Origin of the sequence: uncultured Thiohalocapsa sp., assembly GCF_913063425.1 — a bacterium.
GTDB lineage: Bacteria > Pseudomonadota > Gammaproteobacteria > Chromatiales > Chromatiaceae > Thiohalocapsa.
The window spans coordinates 1-26,274 of sequence record NZ_CAJXYK010000061.1; the positions used below are offsets into that span (position 1 = coordinate 1).

23 protein-coding genes are annotated in these 26,274 nt (G+C 68.7%); 16 read left to right on the forward strand and 7 right to left on the reverse strand.

Annotated elements, in window-relative coordinates; genetic code table 11:
- The first annotated feature begins 177 nt into the window (after nucleotides 1–177).
- The 5 genes from QZ607_RS22750 to QZ607_RS22770 all read left to right on the forward strand — a co-directional run bounded on the left by QZ607_RS22750 (nucleotide 178) and on the right by QZ607_RS22770 (nucleotide 11,010).
- On the forward strand, nucleotides 178–6,147 hold the full coding sequence (locus QZ607_RS22750) for a Zn-binding domain-containing protein (RefSeq protein ID WP_295887676.1): 5,970 nt from the start codon (nucleotides 178–180) through the stop codon (nucleotides 6,145–6,147).
- Between the two features lie 244 nt (nucleotides 6,148–6,391).
- Nucleotides 6,392–8,422, forward strand: a complete 2,031-nt coding sequence (locus tag QZ607_RS22755; RefSeq protein WP_295887679.1) for a UvrD-helicase domain-containing protein — start codon at nucleotides 6,392–6,394, stop codon at nucleotides 8,420–8,422.
- A 147-nt stretch (nucleotides 8,423–8,569) separates the two neighbouring features.
- A complete protein-coding gene (locus QZ607_RS22760; protein ID WP_295887682.1) occupies nucleotides 8,570–10,423 on the forward strand; it encodes a carbamoyltransferase in 1,854 nt (617 codons plus the stop codon).
- 5 nt (nucleotides 10,424–10,428) lie between these two features.
- Entirely contained in the window at nucleotides 10,429–10,839 is a 411-nt protein-coding gene (locus tag QZ607_RS22765) for an SxtJ family membrane protein (protein ID WP_295887686.1), read from the forward strand.
- An 18-nt stretch (nucleotides 10,840–10,857) separates the two neighbouring features.
- On the forward strand, nucleotides 10,858–11,010 hold the full coding sequence (locus QZ607_RS22770) for a DUF5989 family protein (protein ID WP_295887689.1): 153 nt from the start codon (nucleotides 10,858–10,860) through the stop codon (nucleotides 11,008–11,010).
- A 119-nt stretch (nucleotides 11,011–11,129) separates the two neighbouring features.
- Here the strand turns inward: QZ607_RS22770 and QZ607_RS22775 are convergent, their stop codons facing one another.
- Both QZ607_RS22775 and QZ607_RS22780 read right to left on the reverse strand, forming a co-directional pair.
- A complete protein-coding gene (locus QZ607_RS22775; protein WP_295887693.1) occupies nucleotides 11,130–12,038 on the reverse strand; it encodes a LysM peptidoglycan-binding domain-containing protein in 909 nt (302 codons plus the stop codon).
- Between the two features lie 61 nt (nucleotides 12,039–12,099).
- Nucleotides 12,100–13,461: a TrpB-like pyridoxal phosphate-dependent enzyme gene (locus tag QZ607_RS22780; protein WP_295887698.1), complete on the reverse strand. Its 1,362-nt coding sequence runs from the start codon at nucleotides 13,459–13,461 to the stop codon at nucleotides 12,100–12,102.
- A gap of 254 nt (nucleotides 13,462–13,715) precedes the next feature.
- Here QZ607_RS22780 and QZ607_RS22785 point away from each other — a divergent pair, with 254 nt between their 5' ends.
- From QZ607_RS22785 to QZ607_RS22810, 6 genes are all read left to right on the forward strand, one after another.
- Nucleotides 13,716–13,931, forward strand: a complete 216-nt coding sequence (locus QZ607_RS22785; RefSeq protein ID WP_295887700.1) for a hypothetical protein — start codon at nucleotides 13,716–13,718, stop codon at nucleotides 13,929–13,931.
- 240 nt (nucleotides 13,932–14,171) lie between these two features.
- Nucleotides 14,172–15,344, forward strand: a complete 1,173-nt coding sequence (locus QZ607_RS22790; protein WP_295887702.1) for a quinone-dependent dihydroorotate dehydrogenase — start codon at nucleotides 14,172–14,174, stop codon at nucleotides 15,342–15,344.
- A gap of 185 nt (nucleotides 15,345–15,529) precedes the next feature.
- Nucleotides 15,530–15,715 (forward strand): type II toxin-antitoxin system Phd/YefM family antitoxin, encoded by a 186-nt coding sequence (locus tag QZ607_RS22795; protein WP_295887704.1) that lies wholly within the window; start codon nucleotides 15,530–15,532, stop codon nucleotides 15,713–15,715.
- 292 nt (nucleotides 15,716–16,007) lie between these two features.
- On the forward strand, nucleotides 16,008–17,186 hold the full coding sequence (locus tag QZ607_RS22800) for a cell surface protein (protein ID WP_295887707.1): 1,179 nt from the start codon (nucleotides 16,008–16,010) through the stop codon (nucleotides 17,184–17,186).
- Nucleotides 17,183–18,106 (forward strand): DUF6384 family protein, encoded by a 924-nt coding sequence (locus tag QZ607_RS22805; RefSeq protein ID WP_295887710.1) that lies wholly within the window; start codon nucleotides 17,183–17,185, stop codon nucleotides 18,104–18,106. The genes QZ607_RS22800 and QZ607_RS22805 overlap by 4 nt, the downstream gene beginning before the upstream one ends.
- Nucleotides 18,107–18,121: 15 nt before the next feature.
- On the forward strand, nucleotides 18,122–19,594 hold the full coding sequence (locus tag QZ607_RS22810) for a hypothetical protein (protein ID WP_295887713.1): 1,473 nt from the start codon (nucleotides 18,122–18,124) through the stop codon (nucleotides 19,592–19,594).
- Nucleotides 19,595–19,639: 45 nt separating this feature from the next.
- Here QZ607_RS22810 and QZ607_RS22815 read toward each other — a convergent pair whose 3' ends face one another.
- Together QZ607_RS22815 and QZ607_RS22820 are read right to left on the reverse strand one after the other, a co-directional pair.
- The gene (locus QZ607_RS22815) at nucleotides 19,640–19,837 is read right to left on the reverse strand and encodes a CPXCG motif-containing cysteine-rich protein (RefSeq protein WP_295887715.1); all 198 of its coding nucleotides are present in this window, start codon (nucleotides 19,835–19,837) and stop codon (nucleotides 19,640–19,642) included.
- Between the two features lie 82 nt (nucleotides 19,838–19,919).
- Entirely contained in the window at nucleotides 19,920–20,309 is a 390-nt protein-coding gene (locus QZ607_RS22820; protein WP_295887718.1) for a hypothetical protein, read from the reverse strand.
- Between the two features lie 498 nt (nucleotides 20,310–20,807).
- On the opposite strand from QZ607_RS22820, the gene QZ607_RS22825 reads away from it, so the two are divergent.
- From QZ607_RS22825 to QZ607_RS22840, 4 genes are all read left to right on the forward strand, one after another.
- Entirely contained in the window at nucleotides 20,808–20,999 is a 192-nt protein-coding gene (locus QZ607_RS22825) for a hypothetical protein (protein ID WP_295887720.1), read from the forward strand.
- Nucleotides 21,000–21,134: 135 nt separating this feature from the next.
- Nucleotides 21,135–21,584, forward strand: a complete 450-nt coding sequence (locus QZ607_RS22830; RefSeq protein WP_295887722.1) for a hypothetical protein — start codon at nucleotides 21,135–21,137, stop codon at nucleotides 21,582–21,584.
- A gap of 79 nt (nucleotides 21,585–21,663) precedes the next feature.
- The gene (locus tag QZ607_RS22835) at nucleotides 21,664–21,978 is read left to right on the forward strand and encodes an MTH1187 family thiamine-binding protein (protein WP_295887725.1); all 315 of its coding nucleotides are present in this window, start codon (nucleotides 21,664–21,666) and stop codon (nucleotides 21,976–21,978) included.
- Nucleotides 21,979–22,079: 101 nt separating this feature from the next.
- Entirely contained in the window at nucleotides 22,080–22,787 is a 708-nt protein-coding gene (locus QZ607_RS22840; RefSeq protein WP_295887728.1) for a class I SAM-dependent methyltransferase, read from the forward strand.
- Between the two features lie 252 nt (nucleotides 22,788–23,039).
- On the opposite strand, the gene bfr (QZ607_RS22845) is transcribed toward QZ607_RS22840, so the two are convergent.
- On the reverse strand, nucleotides 23,040–23,537 hold the full coding sequence (gene bfr / locus QZ607_RS22845) for a bacterioferritin (protein ID WP_295887731.1): 498 nt from the start codon (nucleotides 23,535–23,537) through the stop codon (nucleotides 23,040–23,042).
- Nucleotides 23,538–23,539: 2 nt separating this feature from the next.
- Nucleotides 23,540–24,010, reverse strand: coding sequence for a bacterioferritin (bfr, locus tag QZ607_RS22850; protein WP_295887733.1), 471 nt, complete (start codon nucleotides 24,008–24,010; stop codon nucleotides 23,540–23,542).
- Between the two features lie 350 nt (nucleotides 24,011–24,360).
- Here bfr (QZ607_RS22850) and QZ607_RS22855 point away from each other — a divergent pair, with 350 nt between their 5' ends.
- Nucleotides 24,361–24,561, forward strand: a complete 201-nt coding sequence (locus tag QZ607_RS22855; RefSeq protein WP_295887736.1) for a (2Fe-2S)-binding protein — start codon at nucleotides 24,361–24,363, stop codon at nucleotides 24,559–24,561.
- Nucleotides 24,562–25,253: 692 nt separating this feature from the next.
- Here the strand turns inward: QZ607_RS22855 and QZ607_RS22860 are convergent.
- On the reverse strand, nucleotides 25,254–25,814 hold the full coding sequence (locus tag QZ607_RS22860) for a hypothetical protein (RefSeq protein ID WP_295887740.1): 561 nt from the start codon (nucleotides 25,812–25,814) through the stop codon (nucleotides 25,254–25,256).
- Between the last annotated feature and the right edge of the window lie 460 nt (nucleotides 25,815–26,274).

The window sequence follows — 26,274 nt, forward strand, 5'->3', positions numbered from 1 at the left end:
CCCTTGGTTGATACTGCACGGATATTGTAACAATTTCAGAGCTTTGCCGGGCTTTCGAAGCTAAGTTGACGGCATTGGGCCTTCCGCGGCATCCGCGCCGGGCTCTTCGTCGGCTCGGGCAAGGGCAGGTACAAGCCGGGGAAAGCCGGCAAGGCGCCGGAGCCGGACGCGCCGACCATGGGGCCGGACCACATCATCACCGACAAGGACGTGCTGCGCGACGACCCGCCGGACATCCTGCTCACCAACTACAAGATGCTGGACTTCCTGCTGATCCGGCCGCGGGACCAGGGGCTGTGGCGCTGTAACGCCCCGCAGACGCTGCGCTTCCTGGTGGTGGACGAGCTGCACACCTTCGACGGCGCCCAGGGCACGGACCTGGCGATGCTGATCCGCCGGCTGCGCCATCGGCTCAAGGCTGATCCGGCGCGGCTCATCTGCATCGGCACCTCCGCGACCCTGGGCGACGCGAGCGACACCGGTCCGCTGCGGGAGTACGCGGGGCAGGTGTTCGCCACCGACTTCGCTACGGGCTCGGTGATCACCGAGCGCCGGCAGGGCTTCGACGCCTTCATCGGACCGAGAGCTGTCGTCGAGCACCTAATCCCGGACGACGCGACGGTGCTTCGGGCCATCGAGCACCGGACCTTCGACCGGCCCCAGGAGGCCGTCGCGCGGTTCCTGCCCGCGTTTTTCAGCGATCAGGCGACGCTTGCGGAGCTGACGGCCGGCCTGGATACCGGCCCCGGACGGATACGGCTCGGCGCGGCGCTGAAGAAGCACCTGCTGTTCCAGTCCCTGCTGCGCACGGCCACCCGGGCGCCGGTGACCGTGGATGAGATCGCGGACAAGCTGAAGCCTACCCTGAGCGCCCGGCTGCAGCAGGAGGCACACAGGCTGATCGCGGCGCTGCTGACCCTGGTGGCCTGGGCGCGCGCGCCCTACGCCGGCCAGACGGTGGACGCGCAGACGCCGGCGGAGGCGCTCAACTACCTGGTGACCCTGCGCGTGCAGCTCTGGCTCCAGGAGCTGCGCCGGGTACTGGCGACGGTGAGCCGCGACCCCGCGCAGATCGAGCTGGCCTCAGAGGCCGCGGTGCTGGCCCGGCGCGAGCGGCTGCGGCTGCCGGTGGTGCAGTGCCGCCACTGCCACGCCACCGGCTGGCTGACCCTGAAGCCGCCGCAGCAGAGTCGTGTGGTGAGCAGCCCGGACAAGATCTACCCAGCCTTCTTCGCGCGGCAGACGGACCCGTTCATCGCCCGGATCTATCCGCGGCGGGAGGCCGAGGGGCACATCGATGGACGCCCCATGTTGCCCATGCTGCGGCAGGTGCTCTGCGGTCAATGCGGGCATCTGGGCAGCGAGCATGTCGAACAGTGCCCGCACTGCCGGAGCCAGGACGTGCTGCCCGTGTACCTGGTCTCGGCAACCCGCTCGCTCCAGCTGCGCGGGGACGATAACGCGCAGCGCAGCCGACGGCAGGTCACCGTTCACGACGACACCTGCCCGGTCTGCGGGGCCACCGGCGGCCAGCTGATCGTCGGCGCCCAGACCACCAGCATCGCCGCCCACACCGTGGAGCGGCTCTGGTCGGCGCGGCTCAACGACCACAAGAAGCTGATCCTGTTCTCGGACTCGGTGCAGGACGCCGCCCACCGCGCCGGCTACATCGAGTCCAAGACCGAGACCCACCTGATGCGCGCCGGCATCGCCCGGGCGCTGGCACTGCTGCCGCCGGCGGACGGGGCAGCGCTGCCGTGGGACGAGGCCCTGGAGGCGCTGGGCCGCTGCTGGCTGGACCCGGCGAGCCCGCTCGCGCTGTCGCCGCGGGACTTCGTCGCCCGGTTCATCCCGCCCGGCATGGAATGGCTCAGGGACTGGCGGACGCTCCGGGACACCGGCGCGCTGCCGCCGGGCTCGCGCCTGCCGCAGATGCTGAGCCTACGCATGCAGTGGCGGGCGGTGGAGGAGTTTTCGCACCGCTCTGATCGGGGTCGGACTCTCACGAAGGTCGGCATCGCCGCGCTCTTCCCCGACCTCGCGGACCTTCAGGCGCTGTCGCACAGCCTGACGCCCGAGCTGCGCGAGGCCGGTGGCGGGCTGGAAGACCTGGGCGAGGAGCAGGTGCTGTTCTGGGCGCTCGGCACCCTGCTGGCGCTGATCCGGGCCGGCGCCATCTTTCACCTGGAGCTGGAGCGCTACGCCGAGACCGGGGACTTCAACGCCTTCCAGTTCGCGCCCCAGCGCAAGCATTGGCTGCCGCACCGCCCGCGCTCCGACGAGCCACGCTTCATCGCCTGCGATGCCGGCAGCCAACGCTTTCTGCACCTCGAGGAGCGTGACGGCAATCCGCTGCTGGGCTGGGCCCAGCTCGCCCTGGGGCTGCGGCTGCATTCGCCCGGCATCATCACCCTGGCCTACGAGGCGCTGCTGAAGGCCCTGGAGCAGGTGGGGCTCGGGCGCTTCGTGCTGCTGGAGCACAAGGGGCGGCGGGCGCAGGTGTTCGGCCTGGAGCCCGGCCGGTTGCAGCTCCACCGGAACCTGCGCCGGCTGGTGACGCCGTCCGGCGCGCAGGCGCTGTGGGTGCCCGCGGAGGCGGCAGATGCCCTGTCCGGGCTGCCGGCCTGGAACAGCCCGGCGGAGACCCTGCGCCCGGAGCCCGGGCAGTCCACCAGCTGGTGGCATGCACGGATGCAGCGGGGCGACATCCATCGGGTCATCGCCCACGAGCACACCGGCCTGCTGGAGCGCGACGAGCGCGTGGCGCTGCAGGACCGCTTCATGGCGCCGGAGGCCGCCTGCGAGCCCTGGTACGAGAACCTGCTCTCCGCGACCCCGACGCTGGAGATGGGCATCGACATCGGCGCGCTGTCCAGCGTCATGCTGGGCGGCGTGCCGCCGAGCCAGGCCAACTACATCCAGCGCGTCGGCCGCGCCGGGCGCCGGGACGGCAACGCGGCCGTCTTCGCCATCGCCGACGCCTCGCCGGACGGGCACGACCAGTACCACTTCGCGAATCCGCTGGAGATGCTGCACGGCGAGGTGGAGCCGCCGGCGGTCTATCTGAACGCGGCGGAGGTGCTGCGCCGGCAGATCTACGCCTTCTTCTTCGACCACTGGGTCGCCGAGGAGGGCCCGACCCTGCCGGACAAGCTGAGCGAGCCGCTGGATCAGGTGGCGAAGGGGGACGGCGACAGCACGCGCTTCCCGTTCGACTTCCTGGACTTCTTCAACCGCCACGAGCCCGCACTGTTCGACGCCTTCTGCCGGCTGCTCGGCGATGCGCTGGAAGACGAGACGCGGACCAAGCTCGAGGCCTTCATCACCGGCACGGAGCAGCAGAAGAGCCTGCGTGCCGGCTTCCTGGCCTTCTTCGAGGAGACCCACGCCGAGCGCGAGTCCTGGAAGGCGCGCCGCAAGGCCATCAACGCCGAGCTCGGCCGGCTGCGCAGGCGCCCGGAGGACGAGCAGACGCTCGCCGAGATCGACCTGCTGGAGAAGGAGCGCGCGGGACTCACCGAGCGCATCCGCCAGCTCAACAACGAATATCTGCTGGAGGCCCTGACCAACGCCGGGCTGCTGCCCAACTACGCCTTCCCGGAGGAGGGCGTCGCGCTCACCACCATCATCCACGGCAGCCGCAGGACCGGCGAGGAATACGCGGTACCGGTGCACCGCTACAGCCGCCCGGCGCACGCGGCGCTGGCGGAGTTCGCGCCCCGCAACACCTTCTTCGCGCACAAGAGCAAGGTGCAGATCGACCAGATCGACTTGGGCGTCGAGCCGCCCGTGGCGCACCGCTTCTGCCCCACCTGCCACTTCGTCACGCCGCTGACCGAGCCGGTGGGCCAGGCACAAGCCTGCCCGCACTGCGGCGACACCCACTGGGCGGACGGCAGCCAGGTGCGGCCCGTGCTGCGCCTGAAGCGTGCGGTGGCGAACATCCGCAAGGTGAACAAGACCCAGATCACCGAGACGGACGAGGCGCGCAACCCGCTCTACTACGACCGCCGGTTGTTGATGAACTTCGACAGCGGCGATGTCCGCATCGCCTGGTCGCTTACGTCCACCGACGCGATCTATGGCTTCGAGCTCATCGCCAGGGCGACCTTCCACGACTTCAACCTGGGGCAGCCGACGCCGGTGGCGGCGATGGACAACACGACGCTCATCGCCGGCGACGACAGCCCGAAGGCGGGGTTCTCGCTGTGCCGGGGCTGCGGCATGGTCCAGCCCGCGGCCGCCGGCAACCACGACGAGGAGCGGCCCCAGGTGCACACGCCCGATTGCCCGCATCGGCATGCCACGGGCGGCGAGCACCTGGTGGACCGGCTCTTCCTGTATCGCCGGTTCGAGTCCGAGTGCCTGCGCATCATGGTGCCCCGGGGCTTCGGCGCCGGGGAGCGGACCACCTACTCCTTCATGTCCGCGCTGCAACTGGGCCTGCGCAAGCGCTTCGGCGGCAAGGTGGACCACCTGCGCTTCGAGACCATGGCGGAGGCCGGCAGCGGGGACGGCGCCGGCAAGACCTACATCCTGATCTACGACTCGGTGCCCGGCGGCACCGGTTACCTGCACAACCTGTTGGCCGACCAGGCCGACGCCCTGACGGAGGTGCTGGCGGCGGCCCATGCGGTGATCCGCGACTGTGCCTGCCAGTTCGAGGAGGACGTGGACGGCTGTTATCAGTGTGTCTTCCACTACCGCCAGGGCCGCAACCGCAAGCATATCTCCCGCGCCACGGCGCTGGAGCTGCTGAAAGCGCTGGTGGACGGCGACTTCGAGCGCAGCCGGGTCAACAGCCTCTCCGAGCTCTACATCAACCCGGACTTCGGCTCGGAGCTGGAGCGGCGTTTCCTGCCGGCGCTGAAGGCGCTGGGCGGCGAGCTCGACGCGGATGGGTCCAGGTTTCCGCCGGTGCAGGTCACCCAGGACATCAAGGCGGGCAAGACGGCCTATCTGCTGACGGCAGGCCCGAACAAGTATTGGGTGGACACCCAGGTGCCCATCGAGGACGGCGTGTCGGGGCAGGAGCTGTGCCGGCCGGACTTTGTGATCTCGGCCACCAAGGCGGCGAGCCCGATGCGGCCCATCGCCGTGTTCGTGGACGGCTGGGAGTATCACAAACATTCCCTGGCGGACGATGCCCGCAAGCGCGCCACGCTGATGCTGCGCGGCGACCACCGGGTCTGGTCCGTGACCTTCGAGGACATCGAGGCGGCGACCAAGCAGTACATCGGCACCGACCTGGAGAGCCCGCTGGCCGTGCTGATGACCGAGTCCGGGCAGCAGATCCCGGCGGGGCAGCTGCCGCAGGTTCCGGCGCAGGATCTGACCTCCAACGCCATCGCGCTGCTGCTGCGCCTGCTGGCTCAGGCGAACGCCGCCGGCGCCGATCCCCTGGAACACCTGGAAGCGACCGGGCGGCACCTGCTGATGCGCAGCGTGCGACGACCCAACGCCGTCACCGAGGCGATCAAGGCCCGCGCCGCCGCGGTGCTGAGCGCGCTGCCGGACTGGGCCGTCGCGGCGGGCCAGACCGTGCACCTGCACGGACCGGACAAACAGGCGAATGGCTGCTGGGTGCAATGGGTCGGCAAGGCCGAGCCGAAGTTCCTCACCGGCAAGAGCGCGTCGGACCACCCGCTTGCCGGGGCCCTGGTGCTGAACGACCCGGCCATTGCCGCCGATGAGAAGCACGGCCGCGCCGAGTGGCGACAGTGGCTGCGCATCGCCAATCTGCTCCAGGCCACGCCCGGTGTTGCGCTGCTCACCCGGTCCATGCTCGATGCGGGCGAGACGCTGTCTGTGCCACAGCCACGCACGCAGGCCCCTGTTGCCGCCAGCGCCGATTGGCACCGGGTTCTCGACGACGCGGAGTTCCTGGAGCGGCTCGAGCAGGGCTTCGTGTACCTGAGCAATGCCGGCGTGCCGGCGCCGGATGCCATCGGCGCCGAGCTCGAGACCGACGACGACTACCGGGTTGCCGAGGCGCTGTGGGAACAGGCCCGGGTCGTCTTTCTGACGGCCGCCCAGATGGAATGCGCGGCGAGCTGGCAAGGCACGGGCTTCGCCGTCGTTGCGGAAACCGAGAACTGGTGGCTTGCGGTCGAGCACGCCCTTCAGGAAGGCTTCAAGAACAACTGAAACGCGTGCATTGGCGACCCGACACGGCGGACGAGTCAGAAGCAACTACGAAACACGCGAAAGACGCGAAAATGCCGCACCACGTTGCCATTCCTCCCCCTTTCGCGTGTTTCGCGCCTTTCGTCGTTTCACCCGCATCCGGTATCCGAATCAGACATGGCCCGGATCAGAAACAGTCGCAGCCATTCATGTTGGCCTTGGCGCCACGCCCAATGACCTCTTTTGAGTCAACAGGCCAGACACCATGAAACAAGACATCAAGGTCATCGTCAGCAACGACGTGATCAAGCGCATGACCACGCTGCCCGCCGCGGTGCAGACCAAGGGCCTGGAGTTCATGCTCAAGTTCCAGACCGACCCGACCAGCCCCGGCATCAACTACGAGACCATCCAGGGCGCCAGGGACAAGCATTTCCGCTCCGTGCGCATCGGACAGGAGTACCGCGGCATCATCTTCAAGGCACCCAGGGACAACGTGTTCGTCTGGCTGCACGTTGACAAGCACGATGACGCCTACGCCTGGGCGGTGAGGCGGAAGATGAGTATCAACCCCGTCAATGGCGCGCTCACCCTCACCAACGTCAATTTCGTCGAGGAGACCATTCAGCGCAAGGCAGCCGCGTCGCCGGCGGCGCCGGAGCCCGCCTTCGCCGAGCTTTCGGACCGGGACCTGATGGCGCTGGGCGTGCCGGAGGAGATGGTCCCGGCGGCCCGGACCATTCGGTCCGAGGGCGACTTGGACAGCATGCAGCCTGAGCTCCCGGTGGAGGCCTACGAGGGACTGTTCCTGGTGCTCGCCGGCGACCCGGTGTCGAGCATCCTGGCCGAGCGGGAAACCCGCGTGGACCGGGAGATCGACACGGAAGACTTCGCCAGCGCGGCGGACCGCGACGAGAGCCGGTCACGCTTCTACGTCGTGGAAGGCGAGAACGACCTTCAGGAGATCCTCGCCGCGCCGCTGGAGCAATGGCGCGTCTTCCTGCATCCGACCCAGCGGCGGCTGGCGACGCGCAACGTCAACGGGCCGAGCCGCATCCTGGGGGGTGCCGGCACCGGCAAGACCGTGCTCGCCATGCATCGCGCCAGGCACCTGGCCAGCGCGCTGCTGGGCACGGACAAGAAGCTCTTGTTCACCACCTTCACAACCAACCTGGCGCTGGACATCGAGGACGGGCTCAAGTCCGTCTGCTCGCCGGAGCAGATGCAGCACATCGACGTGATCAACCTGGACGCGCTGGTGTTCCGCCTGCTCAAGGCGCGCCGCTACGAGCATGAGATCGCCTTCGACTTCGAGGCGAAGTGCGCACCCGTCTGGGAAGACGCGATGGCGGACTTCGACCCGACGCTGGGGGTCTCCCGGGAATTCGTCCGCGAGGAGCTCGAGCAGGTGGTGCTGGCCCAGGGTCTCACCGCCCGCGACGCCTACCGCGAGGCGCCGCGCCGCGGCCGCGGCGTCCTGCTCTCGCGCAAGAAGCGCGACGCCCTCTGGGCGATCTTCGAGGAGTATCGGCTGCAACTGAGCGCCAGGGGCCTGAAGGAGCCCGACGACGCCTACCGCGACGCCTGCGCCCTCCTCGCCAAAGAGACCCCGCCCTACGCACACGCCGTCGTCGACGAGACCCAGGACTTCGGCCCACAGGCACTGAAGCTCATCCGCGCCCTGGTGCCGCCTGGCCCCAACGACCTGATGTTCGTCGGCGACGGCCACCAGCGCATCTACGCCAAGAACAAGGCCACCATGGGCAGCTGCGGCATCGACATCCGCGGTCGCGCCAGGAAGCTCTACCTCAACTACCGCACCACTGAAGAAATCCGCCGCGAGGCCATCGCACTGCTGGAAGACATGGAGATCGACGACCTCGACGGCGGCAGCGACGAGCTGACCCGCTACCGCTCACTGCTGCACGGCCCGAAGCCCGCCCGCATCGAGGGCGCCTCGATGGAGTCGATCCGCGACGGTCTCCGGGACTTCATCGCACAGTGCCTGACAGACAACCAGGACGCCAGAATCGGCGTCATGGCGAGCACCGGAAAGCTCCGTGACCAATTGGTCAAGCAGATCCAGGAAGCGGGTCACAAGGTCGCCACCGTCAAGCACCGCGAGCGCCTGAGCCGTAAGGACGCGCAGATCTTCGCCATGACCCTGCACCGCGCCAAGGGACTGGAATTCGACGCCGTGGCCATCGTGGTCGATCGCGCGCTGGACGAGAGCCTGCGCAAGCTGGTCTACGTGGGCATCACCCGGGCGAAGCGGGTGGCACGGCTCTACCAATAGGGCGGCGCAGGCCAGCGCCGGCTGCGTGCCGCACGCAGCGCCGCGGTCGCCGCAGGCCGCCGCGTGCGTCCACCCGGCGCCCAGCCGGATCAGGTACCATGCTCGGCCGTTCGGCACACATGTCCAACGCCGGTTTCCCACTCGGACATGCCCACGCATATCCTCGGCCTCTCCGCCTACTATCACGACAGTGCCGCCTGCCTGGTGCGCGATGGGGAGATCGTCGCCGCCGCGCAACAGGAGCGCTTTTCGCGCAAGAAGCACGACGCGCGCTTCCCGGCCGATGCCATCCTCACCTGCCTGGATCTCGGCGGCATCGGCGTCGGCGACCTGGACCATGTGGTCTTCTACGACAAGCCGCTGGTTAAGTTCGAGCGCCTGCTGGAGACCTATCTCGCCTATGCGCCGCGGGGACTGCCGTCGTTCCTGAAGGCCATGCCCATCTGGCTCGGCGAGAAGCTCTTCCTCAAGGACCTGCTGCGCCGGGAGCTGGCCGCACTGCCAGGCGCGCCGGCCAAGGAGGCGCTGGCGCCGCTCAAGTTCGCGAGCCATCATCAGTCCCACGCGGCGTCAGCTTTTTTTCCGAGCCCCTACGAGCGCGCCGCGGTGCTGTGCATGGACGGCGTGGGCGAGTGGGCGACCACGTCGGTCTGGCTGGGCGAGGGCAACCGGCTCACACCGCAGTGGGAGATCCAGTTCCCGCACTCGCTCGGGCTCCTGTACTCCGCGTTCACCTACTACACCGGCTTCAAGGTCAATTCCGGCGAGTACAAGCTGATGGGCCTCGCTCCCTACGGCGAGCCCAGGTACCGGGACCTGATCTTAGAGCACCTGCTGGCGCTCAAGGACGACGGCACCTTTCGCATGGACATGCGCTACTTCAACTACGCCAATGGCCTGACCATGACGAGCCGGGCCTTCGACAAGCTGTTCGGCGGCCCGCGGCGCAGTCCCGAGTCCCCAATCACGCAGCGGGAGATGGACCTGGCCGCCTCCATCCAGGCCGTCACCGAAGAGGTGGTGCTGCGGCTGGGGCGCACGGTGCACCGCGAGCTCAACGCGGACCATCTCTGCCTTGCGGGCGGCGTAGCGCTCAACTGCGTCGCCAACGGGCGGCTCCAGCGCGAGGGGCCGTTCAAGGGCATCTGGGTGCAGCCGGCGGCGGGCGACGCCGGCGGGGCGCTGGGCGCGGCGCTGTCGGTGTGGCACGAATACCTGGACCAGCCACGCCAGGGCGCCGGGGCGCAAAGCGACCGCATGCGCGGCGCCTACCTGGGCCAGTCCCACGACAACGCCGAGATCGAAGCCTTTCTCACCGAGCAGGGCGCCCCCTACCGTCGCCTGGACGATGACGCCCTGATGCCGGCGCTCGCCGAGCTGCTGGACAAGGGGCAGGTCATCGGCTGGCTCCAGGGGCCGATGGAATTCGGCCCGCGGGCGCTCGGCGGGCGCTCCATCCTCGGTGACCCGCGCAACACCGAGATGCAGTCGGTGATGAACCTCAAGATCAAGTACCGGGAATCCTTTCGGCCCTTCGCACCGGCGATCCTCGCCGAGCAGGTATCCGATTGGTTCGAGCACCAGGGCCCGAGCCCCTACATGCTCATGGTGGCCCCGGTGGCGGCACCCCACCGGCTGCATATGAGCGACGCGCAGCAGGCGCTGTTCGGCATCGACAAGCTCAAGGTGCCGCGCTCGACGGTGCCGGCCATCACCCACGTGGACTACTCCGCCAGGCTGCAGACCGTCCACCGGGACACGAACCCCAGATTCCATCGGCTCATCGAGGCCTTCGCCGAGCGCACCGGCTGCCCGATGGTCGTCAACACCTCCTTCAACGTGCGCGGCGAGCCCATCGTCGCCACGCCGGCGGATGCCTACCGCTGCTTCATGCGTACGGAGATGGACGCACTGGTGCTGGAGAACTGCCTGCTGCTCAAGTCCGAGCAGCCCGCGGTGCCGCGGGACGACGCCTGGCAGCAGACATTCGAGCTGGACTGACACCCATGACCATGCACGAGATTCCCGAGCTGGACGCCAGGGGCCTGCGCCACTTCGCCCTCACCACCGCGGCCATCGTCGCCGCCCTGTTCGGGGTGCTGCTGCCCGCGCTCGGTGGCTTCGGCTGGCCCCTGTGGCCCTGGATCATCGCCGCGGTTCTCGCGCTTTGGGGGCTGGTGAAGCCGGCCGGCCTGCGCCCCGTCTACCGCGGCTGGATGCGCTTCGGCCTGCTTGCGAGCCGCATCATGACGCCGTTGGTGCTGGGGGTCGTGTTCTTTGTGCTCTTCCTGCCCATGGGCCTTGTCATGCGCCTCGCCCGACACGACCCCATGCGCCGCAGGCTGGACCCGGGCGCCCGGAGCTTCCGCGTGCCGAGCCGGCCGCTGCCCCCCGACTCCCTGGAAAAACCCTACTGACCAGACGAGGCTGAAGCCGTGCTGGACTTGCTCAAGGATCTCTGGGGCTTCATGCGTGAGCGCAAGAAGTTCTGGCTCGCACCCATTCTGGTGGTGCTCCTTTTGCTGGGCGCGTTGATCGTGCTGGCGCAGGGCTCGGCGGTGGCCCCTTTCATCTACACCCTGTTCTGACACAGCGCCGATCAGCGCTGTCCGAACCGCGTGGTCGAAGGCTGTGCCCTCCTCTGCCGGCGCGCGCTCGCCGCTCCGGGGCGTGCTGAGAGTCTCGCTCGCCCGCGTCGTTGCGGCACTCAGGGCACCACCAGGGTCATACCAGGCGGCAGCTGGGTCGGGTCCGCCAGCACGTGGCGGTTGGCTTCGAACAGGTCGCTCCAGCGCTCGGCGGTGCCGTAGAAGAGCAGGCTGATCTGGCGCAGGCTGTCGCCCGGGCGCACGCGGTAGACGGTGCGGGCATTGTCCGCCCGGGCGAGCAGGAACTGGCTGTGGTGCAGGGCGTTCTCGGCGCTGCGCACCTCGCCCCAGAGCCTGGGGTTGTCGATGCCGCGGGCGTCCGCCACCAGGTCCGCCAGCCGGCGGGCGTCGGCCTCGGCCCGGTGCCGCGCCTGCGCGGCGGTGAGGCTGCCGCCCTCAGGCGCGGGCAGGCGCGCGCGCAGTGCCTCCAGGCGCTGGCTCAGCGCCTCCCGCGCGGCGGCCATGTCTTCGAGCGCGTCCAGGCGCGCAGTGCGCTCGGCGAGCTGACCTTCGAGCGCCTTGATGCGCGCCTCCGCGTCCAGCAGCCGCTCCTTGTGCTCGCGCGCCCGCAGCTCCGCGGCACTGAGCTGGGCGGTGTGCTCGCGGGCGATGCCCTGCCGGCGCTCGTCCTGCTGCGCCAGGGTCGTCTCAAGCTCCGCGACCCGGGCCTCTGCCTGCGCCTGGGCCTGCCGGGCCTGCGTGAGCTCCGCTTGCAGCTCGGCGATGCGCGCCTTTGCTGCGGGCTCGCGCTCTGCCGTTGCGGCGCGCCCGGCGCCTGCGCTGCCGGCATCGCCGTCAGCGCTGGACCCGTCCTGGGCTGCCACCGGCAGTGCCATGAGCAGCAGCCAGACGATCAACAGGGTCGCGCCGACGCCGATGACGGCGTGGGCGACGGGGTGGGCAGCCGCAGCCATGCGGGTCTGCCGCCGGCGGCTCCGTGCTGTCGAGCAGGCGGGGAGAGCCATCATGTGTGCATCCTCCGGTCGGTGGTGCGCCGCACGTCCGCGGGCGCCGCCGCGGGCGACGTCGTCAGCAGCCGGACGGCAGGCCGGCAAGGGCCATGGCGACTTCGCTGTCGTCGTAGACCAGATCCTCGAGCTTACCGGCGTTGTAGTCGATATAAGCCTGCATGTCGAAGTGGCCGTGACCGCAGAGGTTGAACAGGATGGCCTTGGACTCGCCGGACTCGCGGCACTTCTCGGCCTCGTGGATGGCGGCCTTCACGGCATGGTTCGCTTCCGGCGCCGGCAGGATGCCTTCCGCCTTGGCGAACTGGATACCCGCCGCGAAGCATTCCAGCTGGTTGTAGCTGCGCGGGGCGATGTGGCCGAGCTTGGCGAGGTGGCTGATCTGCGGCGCCATGCCGTGATAGCGCAGGCCCCCGGCGTGGAAGCCCGGCGGCACGAAGCCTGAGCCCAGGGTGTACATCTTCACCAGCGGCGTCAGATGGGCCGTGTCGCCGTAGTCGTAAGCGAAGGCGCCCTTGGTGAGCGTGGGGCAGGCGGACGGCTCCACGGCGATGAATTCGGTGTCCAGCCCGCGCTGCCACTTCTCGCGCAGGAACGGGAAGGCGAGGCCTGCGAAGTTGCTGCCGCCGCCGGTGCAGCCGATGACCAGGTCCGGATAGTCGTCCGCCATGGCGAGCTGCTCCAGCGACTCCAGCCCGGTGACGGTCTGGTGCAGCAGCACATGGTTCAGCACCGAGCCGAGCGCGTAGCGGGTGTCGTCGCGCTGCACGGCCATTTCCACCGCCTCACTGATGGCGATGCCGAGGCTGCCGGTGCTGTCCGGATGCTCGGCGAGGATGGCGCGGCCGGAGGCGGTCTGGTCGCTCGGGCTCGCGATGCACTGGGCACCCAGGGTCTCCATGTAGGCACGGCGGTAAGGCTTGCCGTCGAAGCTGACGCGGACCATGAAGACGATGATCTCCAGGTCGAAGAAGGTGCCGGCCAGCGCCAGCGACGAGCCCCATTGGCCGGCGCCGGTCTCGGTGGTGATGCGCTTCACGCCCTCGGCCTTGTTGTAGAAGGCCTGCGCGATGGCGGTGTTGGGCTTATGGCTGCCGGCGGGGCTGACGCCCTCGTACTTGTAGTAGATCCGCGCGGGGGTCTGCAGCGCCTGCTCCAGCCGGCGCGCCCGGAACAGCGGCGACGGACGCCATTGGCGGTAGACGTCACGCACTGGCCCGGGGATCTCCACCTCGCGCTCGGTGGACATTTCCTGCTCGATGACCGCGCGCGGAAAGATCGGCGCCAGGTCGTCCGGCGTCACCGGCTGCTTGGTGCCGGGATGCAGCACCGGCGCCATGGGCTCCGGCAGGTCCGCGTTGATGTTGTACCAATGGGTGGGCAGGTGCTCTTCGTCGAGCAGGAACTTGACGCTGTCGCTCATGGTTTGTGGTGACCTCCGCAGTGGCCGGCATCCGCCGCTCTCGCGGCCGATGCCGATCCGGCTAGTCTGCCACGTCCGCCCGCGCCTGACACAGACCTGAAGCAATGCTTGCGCGCCACGCCGTCCATCAGCGACGACCCGGAGCGTCGCGATTTCCCACACGCTTGTGCGAACTGACGCACACGCTTCGGCAACGCAGATCCTATACTTCAGCCAAGGCATGAAACAGCCGTTTGACACGCCGGGAGGCCGCCGTGACAAAAGCACCGCACAACGCCGTCGCTGCCGGGCTGGTGGTGGACTTGGAGCTGGACCTGGATGAGCTGCGCCAGCTGCCGCGCCGCGAGCTCGAAGCCCTGCGCGACATGCTGCCGGCGCAGGAGCCCCTGCCGGCGCCGGTGCGCCGGCTGCGCCGCCGGCTGGAGCACTGGCTCGACGCCAGCGGCGGTGTGACGCGCCTGCGGCTTTGAGCCGGAGCTGAAGAACCCGTGTCTCTTGTGCCGTAACCGCCTCAGTACAGCGCAGGTCCTGTGCGGCGGTCAGCGCACAGCCCTCTCAGTCTGCGCCAGCCGAGGCCGATCCACGCCCGCCACCAACGCCAGCCGGCCGCATCGACGCCGGCGCCAGCCCCGATTGTCCAGTGACGGGCATCCGCCACACCGAGCCGCAGCGCCCGGCCTGCGCCGGCGGGGTCAGCCGGTGGACCTGCCATGCCGCCCTGTGCGACAGTTTCCGGAAATACCTCCACCTGTCATCGGTCCCGCGCTCTGAACCCGTCTCCGGACCCTTCACCCCGCGCCGCACGCCTCAGCGCGCCGCCCCCCGCCGTCGGGCTTTGGCGCCTGCTGCGGCCCCTGCTGTTCCGGCTGGACGCCGAGCGCGCCCATCAGCTCGGGCTGCTCGTGGCGACCCTGTCGCCGCCCAGCCTGGTGGAGCGGATCGGGCAGGGCGGAGCGACCGCGGACGTGGCCCGCGCTCCGGCGTTGGCCACCCGGGTCATGGGGCTCGACTTCCCGAACCCGCTGGGGGTGGCCGCCGGCGTCGACAAGGACGCCCAGGCCGTCACCTTCTGGCAGGCACTCGGCTTCGGCTTCGTGGAAGTGGGCACGGTGACCGCGCTGCGCCAGCCCGGCAACCCGCGCCCGCGGGTCTTCCGGCTGCCCGGGGACGGCGCGCTCATCAACCGCATGGGCTTTCCCAATGCCGGTGCCGACGTGGTGGCCACGCGCATCGAGCGCCTGCGCCAGGAGGACGCGCTGCAGGTGCCGCTCGGCATCAATATCGGCAAATCCAGGGACGCGGGCGCAGCGGACGCGGCTGCCGACTATCGCCGCAGCTTCGAGCGGCTGGGCGAGCTCGCGGACTTCGTGGTGGTGAACGTCTCCAGTCCGAACACACCCGGTTTGCGTGATCTGCAGACGGTGGATCACCTCCGCGGCCTCGTCGATGCCATCCAGACCCCCAACCAAGCCCTGACCCGGCCGCGACCGCTGCTGGTGAAGCTGGCCCCGGACCTGGGCGACGCCGACGCCCTGGCCTGCGCACGCGCGGCACTGGAGGGCGGCTGCGCCGGGCTCGTCATCAGCAATACCACCGTGGACTTCAGCGCCGCGCGCATGGACACGACGGGCATGAGCGGCGGTCTGTCGGGGGCGCCCCTGCTCGCCCGCAGCAACGCCATGCTGCACGCGCTGCGGCAGGCGCTGGGCGACGACCCGGTGCTGATCGGCGTCGGCGGGGTGATGGACGCCGCGAGCGCCGCCGCCAAGCTCGCCGCGGGGGCGGACCTGATCCAGGTCTACACCGGGCTGGTCTATGGTGGCCCGGGGCTGCCGCGGGCGCTCCTGCGCGGGCTGCTGGCGCAGCGCGCGGCGGGCCGCTGAGAGGTTGTGCAGAAACCCACCGACCGACTGCGCACGCCCCGGCGAAAGGCCCACCAGCCGCGCCCTGCGGCTGTTTCAAGTGCCACCCCGGCCCCATTTAGTCATGGACGGGCCGGTTGACGACCAGCGCGCGGCCCGCTGGCTGAAATGCGTCACGCAGACGCGCACGACAACGAGAAGACAGTATGCAGACCGTAACCACCGACTATGCCGCCGCGCACCTGGAAGAGCTCATCGAGCGCGTGGTGCAGGGGGAGTCCATCACCCTGAGCATGCACGGGCGCCCGGTTGCCCGGCTGGTGCGCATCGAGCAGGACGCGGACCAGGAGGTGCCCGCCGCCGAGGTCGAAGAGGCCTTCTACGGCGACTGAAGCCCCCCCGACGCGGCCGGTGCGCCGGCCGCCGTGTCGGTGCGGACCCGACATGCGCCCTTGCCGTTGCGATTTTCGGCTGCCCTGTGGTCCGTTCGTCATCGGCACAGCGTATAAATCGCGCGGGAAGCCACCGCCCGCGGCCGGCTGCGCGGCGCATGGCACCGGCGAGCGCCGGCCCAGCCGCCCAGCCGCCCAGCCGCCCAGCCGCCCAGCCGCCCAGCCGCCCAGCCGCCCAGCCGCCCAGCCGCAATCGACCGCATTACGGACCCCACCAGGAGGACACTGAAGCATGTCTGACACCGCGAGCCCGATGCAGTACCTCGACAAGGCCATGAACACGCTCCACGACCTGGGCCTTGCGCCCACGGAGCAGTCCAGCGCCGATGATCCCATGATTGCCCTGCTGGACCGGATCTCGGGCTTCGACGCAAGCCGTGTCACCGCCATCGCCCGCACCCTGGCGCAGTCATCCACCTTCAACGAGGTGGTGCGCGAGCAGGTCCAGGCCATGCAGATCGGCAGCCGTTACGAGGAGATCACCGAGGCCTTCAACAGCATCCGTGACGATGCAAAGAAGATGGTCGACCAGCTGGAGGACGGCAAGCTCGACACCTTCGAGCGGCTGTCCAACGTCTGGATGAAGGTGACCCGCGGCGATATCGCCGCGCGTTTCGACAAGATCAAAGACACCTACCTGGACGTCACGTCCGACACCAACGACCAGGTGCAGCGCGAGCAGCGCATTCTGGACGCCTACCAGGACTTCCGCGGCGCCATGAAGCAGTCGGAGGTGCTGGCGCTGGAAGTGCTGAAAAAGGCCGAGGGCCAGCTCGATGCCGCCAAGGCCGAGGTGAACCGTGCCATGCAGGCGGTGGAGGGCTTCTCCGGCGACGATGCCGCCGAGCGCGCCCGCCTGGAGATGACCCGTGACGAGCGCGTGCGCGAGCTCCAGGACGTGGAGAAGCGCTACCAGATCGCCAAGGACCTGTCGGACAACATCACCGTCTCCTACAACACCTCGGAGGTGGTGATGGCACGCCTGCACCAGACCACCAATGCCAAGGAGCGCCTCTACCAGCAGGCGGTGAGCTTCTTCAGCACCAACGAGACGGTGCTCACCGCGCTGACGGCGTCCTTCACCGGCATGTTCGGCCTTGGCGAGTCCACGGCGACGGTGAATGCCATGAAGGACGGCGTGAGCCAGTCCCTGGAGGTGCTGGCCGACATCGGCGGCAAGGTGCAGGAGGCCGCCGTCAAGGCGGGCTACGGCCCCACCATTCGTGCCGATTCCGTGAAGAAGCTGGTGGACTCCGTGGTGAGCTACCAGACCCACTCCCGCGAGATCATCGAACAGATGCGCAAGGCCTCCACCCGCAACGCCGAGGAGATCCGCGACGCCGTGGAGGACGGCAAGCAGCGCATGGCCCGCCTCGCCGAGCAGGGCAAGGGGCTGGCCGCCGGCGCATGAGCACCGCCGCCGCCGAGTCCGCCGGGGCCGGGGATGCCGGCAAGCCGCCGCTGGACGACGTCATGCTCGCCATGGACGTTGTCGACACCCTGCGCCGCCGCGAGCGACTGGTGGAGCGCGAGCTCGACAGCGGTGCGCGCGAGCAGGCACTCAAGGAGCGCCTGCGCCGCATCTACGCAGCCCAGGGCATCGAGGTGAGCGACGCCGTGCTGGATGCAGGCGTGCGTGCGCTCGAGGAAGACCGCTTCGTCTACCAGCCACCGCCCAAGTCATTCGCCACGCGGCTCGCGCACCTGTACGTGAGCCGCGGCGACTGGGGCAAGTGGGTGCTGGGTGCGCTGGCAGGCGTGGCATTACTGCTGGTGGCCTGGCAGATGCTGGTGGTGGCGCCGCGGGCGGCCCTGCCCGAGCGTTTGGAAGCCATGCACGCGGCGGTGCTGGAAGCGGCAGAAGAGCCCGCCGCGGATGAGCGTGCCGACCGGCTGCTGGCCGCCGGCGAGCAGGCCCTGCGCGATGGCGACACCGCCGCCGCCCAAGATGCCCTGACGGCGCTCACCGACCTGCGCGGGCAGGTGGAAGCGGACTACAGCATCCGCGTGGTGAACCGCCCCGGGGAGCGCAGCGGCGTCTGGCGCGTGCCGGAGGCAAACCCAGACGGCCGCAACTACTATCTCATCGTCGAGGCCATCGGCCCCCGCGGCGAGGTCCTGCGCGTGCCCATCACCAGCGAGGAGACGGGCGACACCGAGCTGACGGACAGCTGGGGCCTGCGCGTGGACCGCTCCACCTTCGACTCGGTGGCCGCAGACAAGCGCGACGACGGCATCATCCAGGCGGACCTGGTGGGTCGCAAGCCCGCGGGCCGACTGACGCCGGACTATCGGCTGCGCACCACAGGCGCCGCCATCACGGACTGGTAGGGAGGCACACCGACCATGATGAGCGGTATGCAGGCCATGGCCCAGGTGGCCCAGATCTCGCGCACGCAGCAGGACACCCTTGCCGACCTGGATGCCCAGGCGGAGGCGCTCCAGCAGCAGATCCAGGAGCTGCTGCGCCGCCGCGGCGAGCAGCTGAAGGCCCTGGCACGGGTGCACGTGGACGTGCTGGACAGGGGCGAGCTCGCCGGCGAGCTGGACGCCGCCGAGCGACGCGCGGCGGACATCCTGGGGCAGCGCGACGCCGCAGCGGCCGCCGTGGTGCGCGAGCTTGAGCAGGCCAGCACCCACAAGGCCTCCCTGGAGGCGGAGCGCGAGCGCCTGCGTAGGGAGCTGGAGACCGCCGCCGAGTACCTGGACAACGCCGAGGCCGCCGTCCAGGCCAAGCTCGACGCGGATGCGGCCTATCGCGCCCAGCGCGAGCAGGCCACGGAAGCGGATCGCATCGCCCAGCATGCCGAGGCCAAGGCCACCGAGAGCGAGCAGGAGGCCCTGTCCAAGGGCGCCGCTTACCGCGAGGACCCGCTGTTCATGTACCTCTGGGAGCGCGGCTTCGGCACCGCGGCGTACCGCGGCGGCGGGCTCTTTCGCTGGCTGGACGGCAAGGTGGCGCGGCTCATCGGCTATGCCGACGCCCGGCTCAACTACCAGCGCCTGGCGGAGATCCCGACGCGGCTGCGCGAGCATGCCAGCGCCCGCCGGAGCGACGCGGACGCCGAGCTGACGGCGCTGCGGGCACTTGACGAGGCGGCGCGGGAAGCCGACGGCATCCCGCGCCTGGAGGCCGAGCGCGACGCCGCTCAGCAGGCAGTCGACGATGTGGAGGCGCGCATCGAGGCGGCGGACGCCGACATCACCGCCAAGACGCAGCATCGTGCCGCCTTCTCCAATGGCGACGATGAGTACACGCAGCGGGCGGTGGAGCAGCTGGCCGCGGCGCTGGAGCGCGAAGAGCTCGCGACCCTGGAGCGCGACGCCGCCCGCACCCCCTTCCCGGAAGACGACCGCATCGTCGCGACGCTGATGGAGCTGGAGCGCGAGCAGCGCAAGGCCCGGTTTCTGATGGAGAACCTCAAGCAGAGCCGCGCCCGGCAGCAGCAGAAGCTCGAAGACCTGGCCCGGCTGCGGCGCGACATGCAGCGCGAGCGCATGGACCGCCCCGGTGCCAGCTTCGGCGATGGTGCCCTGGTGGCCCTGATGCTGGCCAACTTCCTCAAAGGCGCGCTGGACCGCGAAGCCCTGATGCGGGTGCTGGAGGAGCAGTACCGCTATCGCCCGCCGCGCACCGATCCGACCTTCGGCTCCGGCGGCTTCGGCCGCGGCAGCCCCTGGGGCGGGGGTTGGGGTGGCAGTTCCCGATCGGGCGGCCTTGGGGGTGGCTCGGGGGGCAGCTTCGGCGGCGGCGGCTTCCGGACCGGCGGTGGCTTTGGTGGCGGTGGCGGCGGCTTCCGGACCGGCGGTGGCTTCTGAGGCGGGACACCCCTGCCGACAACGCAATAACCGTCCAGCTCGCCGCTACTCGTTCTCGCGGCATACCTCCACCGCGGGCGGTGCATCGGGGTCCGGCGTGAACCGTACCCGCACCTGCATGGGCGCGCAGCAGACGGCGCAGTCCTCCACGTAGGCCTGGTCGCCGCAGCTCAGGTCCACCGTAAGCTCGATGGGCTCACCGCACGACGGACACTGCTGCCGACTGCCCTGAAGAAGCTCCACATCGCCCCCTTTTGACTGCTGCTGTGCTTGGCCGGCGACAGGTGCGCGCCGCCGACTCCGGCTTGGCAACGGCGCCGCGCCCTCAGGACGGCCCGCCGCCGCGTGCGGCCGATGTCGGCTCCTGCCCGCGCCGCAGGTACACGTCCGCCAGCATGTAGGCGATCAACAGGGCCGGCACCAGCGCCAGCCAGCCCTCCACCAGCCGCGGGTCCACGGAGGCCCGCAGCAGCACACCCATGACGACGTGCAGCCCAAGGATGCGCAGCCCCAGCCGGTCAGCGAGGGACTGCGGCACCAGGGCCGCCACCACGCCATAAAGGCCGTACAGGGCCACACTGACGCCGAAGGGCAGCGCCAGCAGCCGGTGCGCGGACTCGAAGTGCGGCACGATGGACGATGCGAATGCGAAGGCGGCGCCGACGAGGACGACGCCCCAGGGCACGAGCCCCGGCGGAACGGCTGAGGAATTCACTTGGGTTGCTGCTCCGATAACCATGGTGCGCGGAAGTTATTGTTTCCGGTCGCGAGATTCAACGTCCACTGGACAGCTTGTGGCATGAGGGGGCAGCGGGAATCGGCCCCGGGTGGCGGAATTGCGGCCTTCTGCGGGGTCAGCGCCAAGGCTGCACATGGTATTCGCCAATTGTGCACTCACCTCGGTGAACTATGCTGTGGTTAAGAGCGAAGGGCGTGGCCTGCACGCGACGCATCGCCAAGGCCGCGGCACAGCATCAAAGGGTGCTGGGCCTGGGCCCCGGGCACGAACTGAGCGAGAACCTGGCGGCTTCAGCGCCCGCAGGGCGTTGAAAACAAAGCAGCTCCGCACCAGGAAATCGCATCAGCAAGGGCCTGATTGGCGATAGTTGAGGGTCCGTCTAACGGTTTTCCAGTAGTGCCCCCGGGGTGCTCCACGTGTCTCACTTGTGCAACACCGCACACCCGGCAGGCATCAACGATCAGGGGCCGTATCATGACGACATATCAAGACAAAGCCGTTTGGGAGCTCTGCCGTCAGGGCTTCCACAATGTCGCGGAGGAGGCCGAAGCGGCCTGGTCCAGGGGCAAGGGCTACGCCCCCAAAGAGCCACTGCCGCTGGCACGTGGCGTGATGGAGCTGATCCGCATCGCCAACTGGGAATGCGAGGCCAGGACGGCGGCCTGAGTCAGGGCCGCAGCCCGAAGAAGCCGATCCGGACTGGGTGCGTCGCACCCAGTCCTCACCGAGCAAAGCCGGCGTCTGCCGAGCTTGACTCCGCAACGCGTTGATCCGGCGGCCTCGACACGCCATCATGCGGGGATGTCCAATCGGCAAGCCCGCCCACTGGCGTGGCGCACGCGCATGCGCGCCGGCTACCTCTACATCACACCCTGCGGCGACACACCCGACGCCATCTGCCTGCGCGAGGCCGCCGTCGCCCCAGGCGCACCGGACAACGCCGGCATCGTCGCCTTCTTCTGGGACCTGGATGCGGCGATGATGCACTTCCATGCCGATCTGCGAACCCGCCTCCTGGACCTGAACCGACGTGCCTATCGCGCGGACATGGTGGAGGCGGCGGCGGCGCTGGACGCCATCGAGCTCCAGCACCACCGCACCTATCTCGCCCCCGCCCTGGCGGCAAGCCCGGCCCTGGCCGACGCCACCGAGCGCCTGCACCACAAGCACCAGCGCTGGCGGCGCCTGTTCGACTGGGTCGGCATCGGGGCGCTGATCCTGTTGTTTCTGATGAGTCTGCTGCCGCTCTGAGCAGGCGCCGCAAGTGCGCCGCTCCCGGCCGCGCCACCGGGGGGGGGTCAGCGCAACACCACCGCGTCGAGGCTGCCCAATGTCTGTTCTGATGGAATTCAGCATCTTCCCCACCGACCAGGGTGAGAGCGTCAGCGCCCAGGTCAGCGAGGTGATCCGCATGGTGCGGGAGTCGGGGGTCGAGTATCGGCTGACCCCCATGGGCACCGTCGTCGAGACCGACACGGTGGCAGAGGCAATGGCCCTGGTGGAGCGGGCGGCGGCGGTGCTGGACGGCCTGGGCTGCCGGCGGGTCTACTCGGCCATCAAGCTCGACATCCGCAGTGGCAAGGCGGGGCGGATGACGGGCAAGATCGAATCGGTGGAGGGGCGGATCGGCACCGTGCAGCGCTGAGCGGCCCAAGACACCGGCCGACCGCCCGCTGCCGACACGCGCCAGGGTCGCTGGCGCGAGACGCAAGACGCCCCATCCCGAGCAAGCCAGCCCTGATCACCATGCAGCTGAACGCGCCGCATCGCTACCGCACCGCCACCGAGATCGACGCCGTCGCGGAGCTGCTGGACCTGCGCGGCGCCCGGGTGCTGGAGCTCGGCTGTGGTGCGGCCCACACGACGCGCGCGCTCGTGGAGCGCCTGGGCGCCGCCGAGGTGGTCGCCACCGAGGTGGACCGGATCCAGCACGACAAGAACCTGGCCATCACGGACCTGCCCCAGGTGCGCTTCGTGCTCGGCGGCGCAGAGGCCATCGCAGCAACGGACGCGAGCTTCGACGCCGTGTGCATGTTCAAGTCCCTGCACCACGTGCCGGTGGACACGATGGACCGGGCCCTGGCGGAAATCCATCGGGTGCTCAAGGCCGGTGGCGCGGCGCTGTTCTCCGAGCCCGTCTATTGGGGCGCGTTCAACACGCTGATGTCGCTGATCCACGACGAGCAGAGCGTGCGCCAGGCGGCCTTCGAGGCACTCCGGCGCGCCGTGGACGCCGGGCGCTTCCGCAGCGAGGCCGAAGTCTTCATCGAGGTGCCGGGCACCTATCCGGACTGGGCCAGCTTCGCCGGTCGCTTCCTTGATGTTACCCATACCGAGCTGAATCTGGATGCGACACGCCGGGCGGAGATCCGCACCGCCTTCGAGGCGCATATGACACCCACCGGTGCGCACTTCGTGAAGCCGCACCGGCTGGATCTGCTGCGCAAGGTCTGAGTGGCCCTGTGGCTGCAGGCGGCGCCACGGCCAAAGCTCCTTACGCAACGTCGCGACAGTTGTGTCAGACGGGCACGTAGCCCGGGAGCCTCTGGAAGAGACACTACGAACCACGCAAAAAACGCGAAAACGCCAGAGCGGGCCGCAAAATCGGCTCTTGTCGCGTCTTTCGTGTGTTTCGTAGCTTCAAAACTCCAATGGCTTCAGGGTCACCCTGGGCGCCAACGCTGACATGATCAGCGAGACGCTCAGCTAGGCCGCTGCAGCCCCCTGCCTATCTTCACCCATCTGCGCCTGGATGTAATTCTGGATGCCCATAAGCTGGATGCGGCGCAGCTGCTGCTCCAGCCACCAGGCGTGATCCATCTCGGTGTCGTCGAGCAGCTGGATCAGGATGTCGCGGGTGTCGTAGTCCTGCACCGACTCACAGGTGGCAATGGCGTCCTTCAGCGCGGCGGCGACGCGGTACTCCACGTCGAGGTCCAGCTTCAGCATCCCCTCGACGTCGTTGCCGATGTTGACCTTATCCTGCTGGTTGTAGTCCGGCTCCGCCTCCAGGAACAGCATGCGCTCGATGAGCTTGTCGGCATGCTCCGCCTCTTCCTGTTGCTCATGCTCCAGGTGCTCGGCAAGCTTGAACAGCCCCCAGTCGCGGAACTTGCGGGCGTGGCCCATGTACTGGTCGCGGGCGGCGAGCTCGCAGTTGAGCAGGCTCTGAAGGTGCGCGAGGACTTCTGAACTGCCTTGCATGATCATGCCTCCATCATGGACTGGAGGTAGTTCTCCAGTCCGGCGTTGTCGATGAGCCACTGCTGGGACTCGATCCAGTCGATGTGCTCCTCGACCTCTTCGAGGATCTCGGTGAGCTCATCACGGCTCACGTAGTCCTTGTGCTCCTCACAGAGCTTGACGGCGTCCTGGAGATTGCCGCGCATGGTGGTGAGCATGGTGAGGTCGCCACCCAGCAGCTCCGGCACGTCCTCGCCGATCAGGAGCTTGCCCAGATCCTGGAGGTTCGGCAGGCCTTCCAGGAACAGGATGCGCTCGATCAGCTCGTCGGCCAGCTTCATGGCCTTGATCGAGCGCTGGTATTCGTAGTCGTCGAGTGCGTGCAGGCCCCAGTTCTTGGACATTCGCGCATGCAGAAAGAGCTGGTTGATGGCCGTCAGCTGATCTTTGAGACAGCCGTTCAGTGCTTGCAGGATCGGATTGTCGCCTTGCACAGCGCGGTTCTCCGGTGGGGTGGTCGTTGGCGGGAGGTTGGGGAGTTTCAGCCGGCAGCCACCGGACAGGTCCCGATGGCTGACACCCCCTTGGCACGGGACATGCTGCTGCAACGCAGCAAATCAAGGGCAACGCAGCAAATCAAGGGCAACGCAGCAAATCAAGGGCAACGCGGCTAAACAAGACTCTGGCAGACGGCGCCACCGGGCCTGGGGGACAGTGATCGATGCGCCTCGCTGCAAGCCACTGTTTCTCCGTCCGTTGATCGAGATCAGCAGAACGGTATTGCGAATCATTCTCTTTCCGCTTATGTTGTGAGTGTCGTCAACCAAACATCGGTCAAACCGCCATGTACGTTTGTGTCTGCAACAAGGTAACGGACGGCCAGATCCGCACCGCCTGTGACGAAGGGGCCTACTCTTTGGAATGCCTCCAGAGCAAGCTCAAGGTGGCCACCTGCTGCGGCCGCTGCGCCGAGTGCGCACAGCGCATGCTCAACGACGCCACCGTAGCCCGCTTCAACGAGCAGCCGCATCGGGCCGCGGCCTGACCGGATGCGCTGCCTATGCCTGCGGGTCTGAGCGCCGTCAGGTACTTGAGGGCCGGTCCTGGTTCCGCCGCAGACTGGGCATGCGCCGTTCGGACGCATCTCCCGCTTCTTCCTCGATGCACTCGTCAACATCGCCGCCGCACAGCGCGCCAGAGTGCAGGGGCACCCTGATGCCGCTCCATCGCTGCGGCCTCCAGCCGCTTCGTGCTCGACCTCCGGCGCGCCAGTGCCCCGCTCCGCTGTATCGCGCGGAGCGCTGAGGCGGCGCCGATGTGGAGAGGCCCACGACGGCAAGACCGCTGCGGCTGGGATCTGCCGGTGCGCCGTATCACGTGGCGAAGCTTAGAAACGAACGGCGCAGGATCTTTTTGGGCGACGCCGACCGCGAACGCGCGCGCCCCAGGCCTATCGCACGGGCACCCACCAGCATGCGGGCCATCGCCGAGCACTTCGGCGTCAGCCGCACGAAGGTCAGTCGGGCGCTCAAGCGCCGAGTGGGAGGCCGCGGCGCTTAATGAGGTTACAGGTGAGACCTAACCCTGGGGTTTCTTTGATGTTACATGTGAGACTTGACCCCGTGGTTTTTGACCCGTGGTTTCCCCGCCTGACCCTCTATCCCCTCTCTGCCGCGACTGTCAGGTTTTTGACAGTGGTCTCTCGGACAGGCGCTGAATACCGCAGGTCATGTCGTATCAATTGCGGCTCGCCGCCTGGGCTTCGATCGCGGCAAGCGCTGCGGTCACGCCGCGCAGCGAGAATTGCGCCTCGCCCGCATCGTGGCGCAGCGTAAGGCGCGCGCCTGCCTTCATACGCGCCACGAGATCCTTGGCCAGCTCCACATCGGCGATGTGGAACGCCGCGATCACGTTCGGCCTCCCCGGCTCTCCCGGCGCCCATTGTCCGGGCGACAGCGTCAGCGCCTCACCGTCGATGTCGAGCACGAGGGGACCGCGCACGCCGGCGAACAAGGCCTGGTGGTGGAACACCACATCGAAATGCCCCGCGTCCTTGCGCTCCAGCGCCAGCCGCGCAGGGCCGACGCGGGTTTCCCCCGGCTCAAGCAGGATCTGCACGGCACGGCAGGCGCCTTCCCCGCCCTCTTCGCAGACAGCCAGCCAGTCGCCGTGATAAGCGCGCAGCTCGCCATAGGGATGCAGGAACCAGTCCTTCGCGAGCGCCGGGGCGGCGGAGAGGGCCACCAAGACACCGGCCACGATCAGGCACAGCAGCCTGACAATTGATCTGGTAGACACAGAAACCTCCTCGAAACTCGGGGTCAGGCGTGGGGTCACTGGGGCGGGTCACGGGGGTGGGGTTACCATTGACCCTGGTAAAGAGCAGTTGAACCCCTTAAGCGGCGAATTTCGCAGGTCGATTCCGAGCGCCGCGTCCTCGCCCATCCGGGCGAAGGTTGCACGCACCGGATTCGTCGAGCCTGTCCCTGGCGTTACCGAGACCGATTAACGCGGAGGAGCTTGCCCGTCAAGTCGCCTTCGGCTGCTGTCGCGTGGTGGATGCGCTCGGCTTGGGCGCGGAAATCCGAATTGAAGTTGCAGACGATGATGCCCGCGTGTACGGGCGACTGCTGATGCTGCCGAAGAAGGGGTCAGGGGTCAAAGGGGTCAGGTGTCAGGTCTCACATGTAACGGCAGCCTTCTCGTCGCGCTTGACCGCGCGGCTCACCGTCATCCGGCTGACGCCGAGGTAACCGGC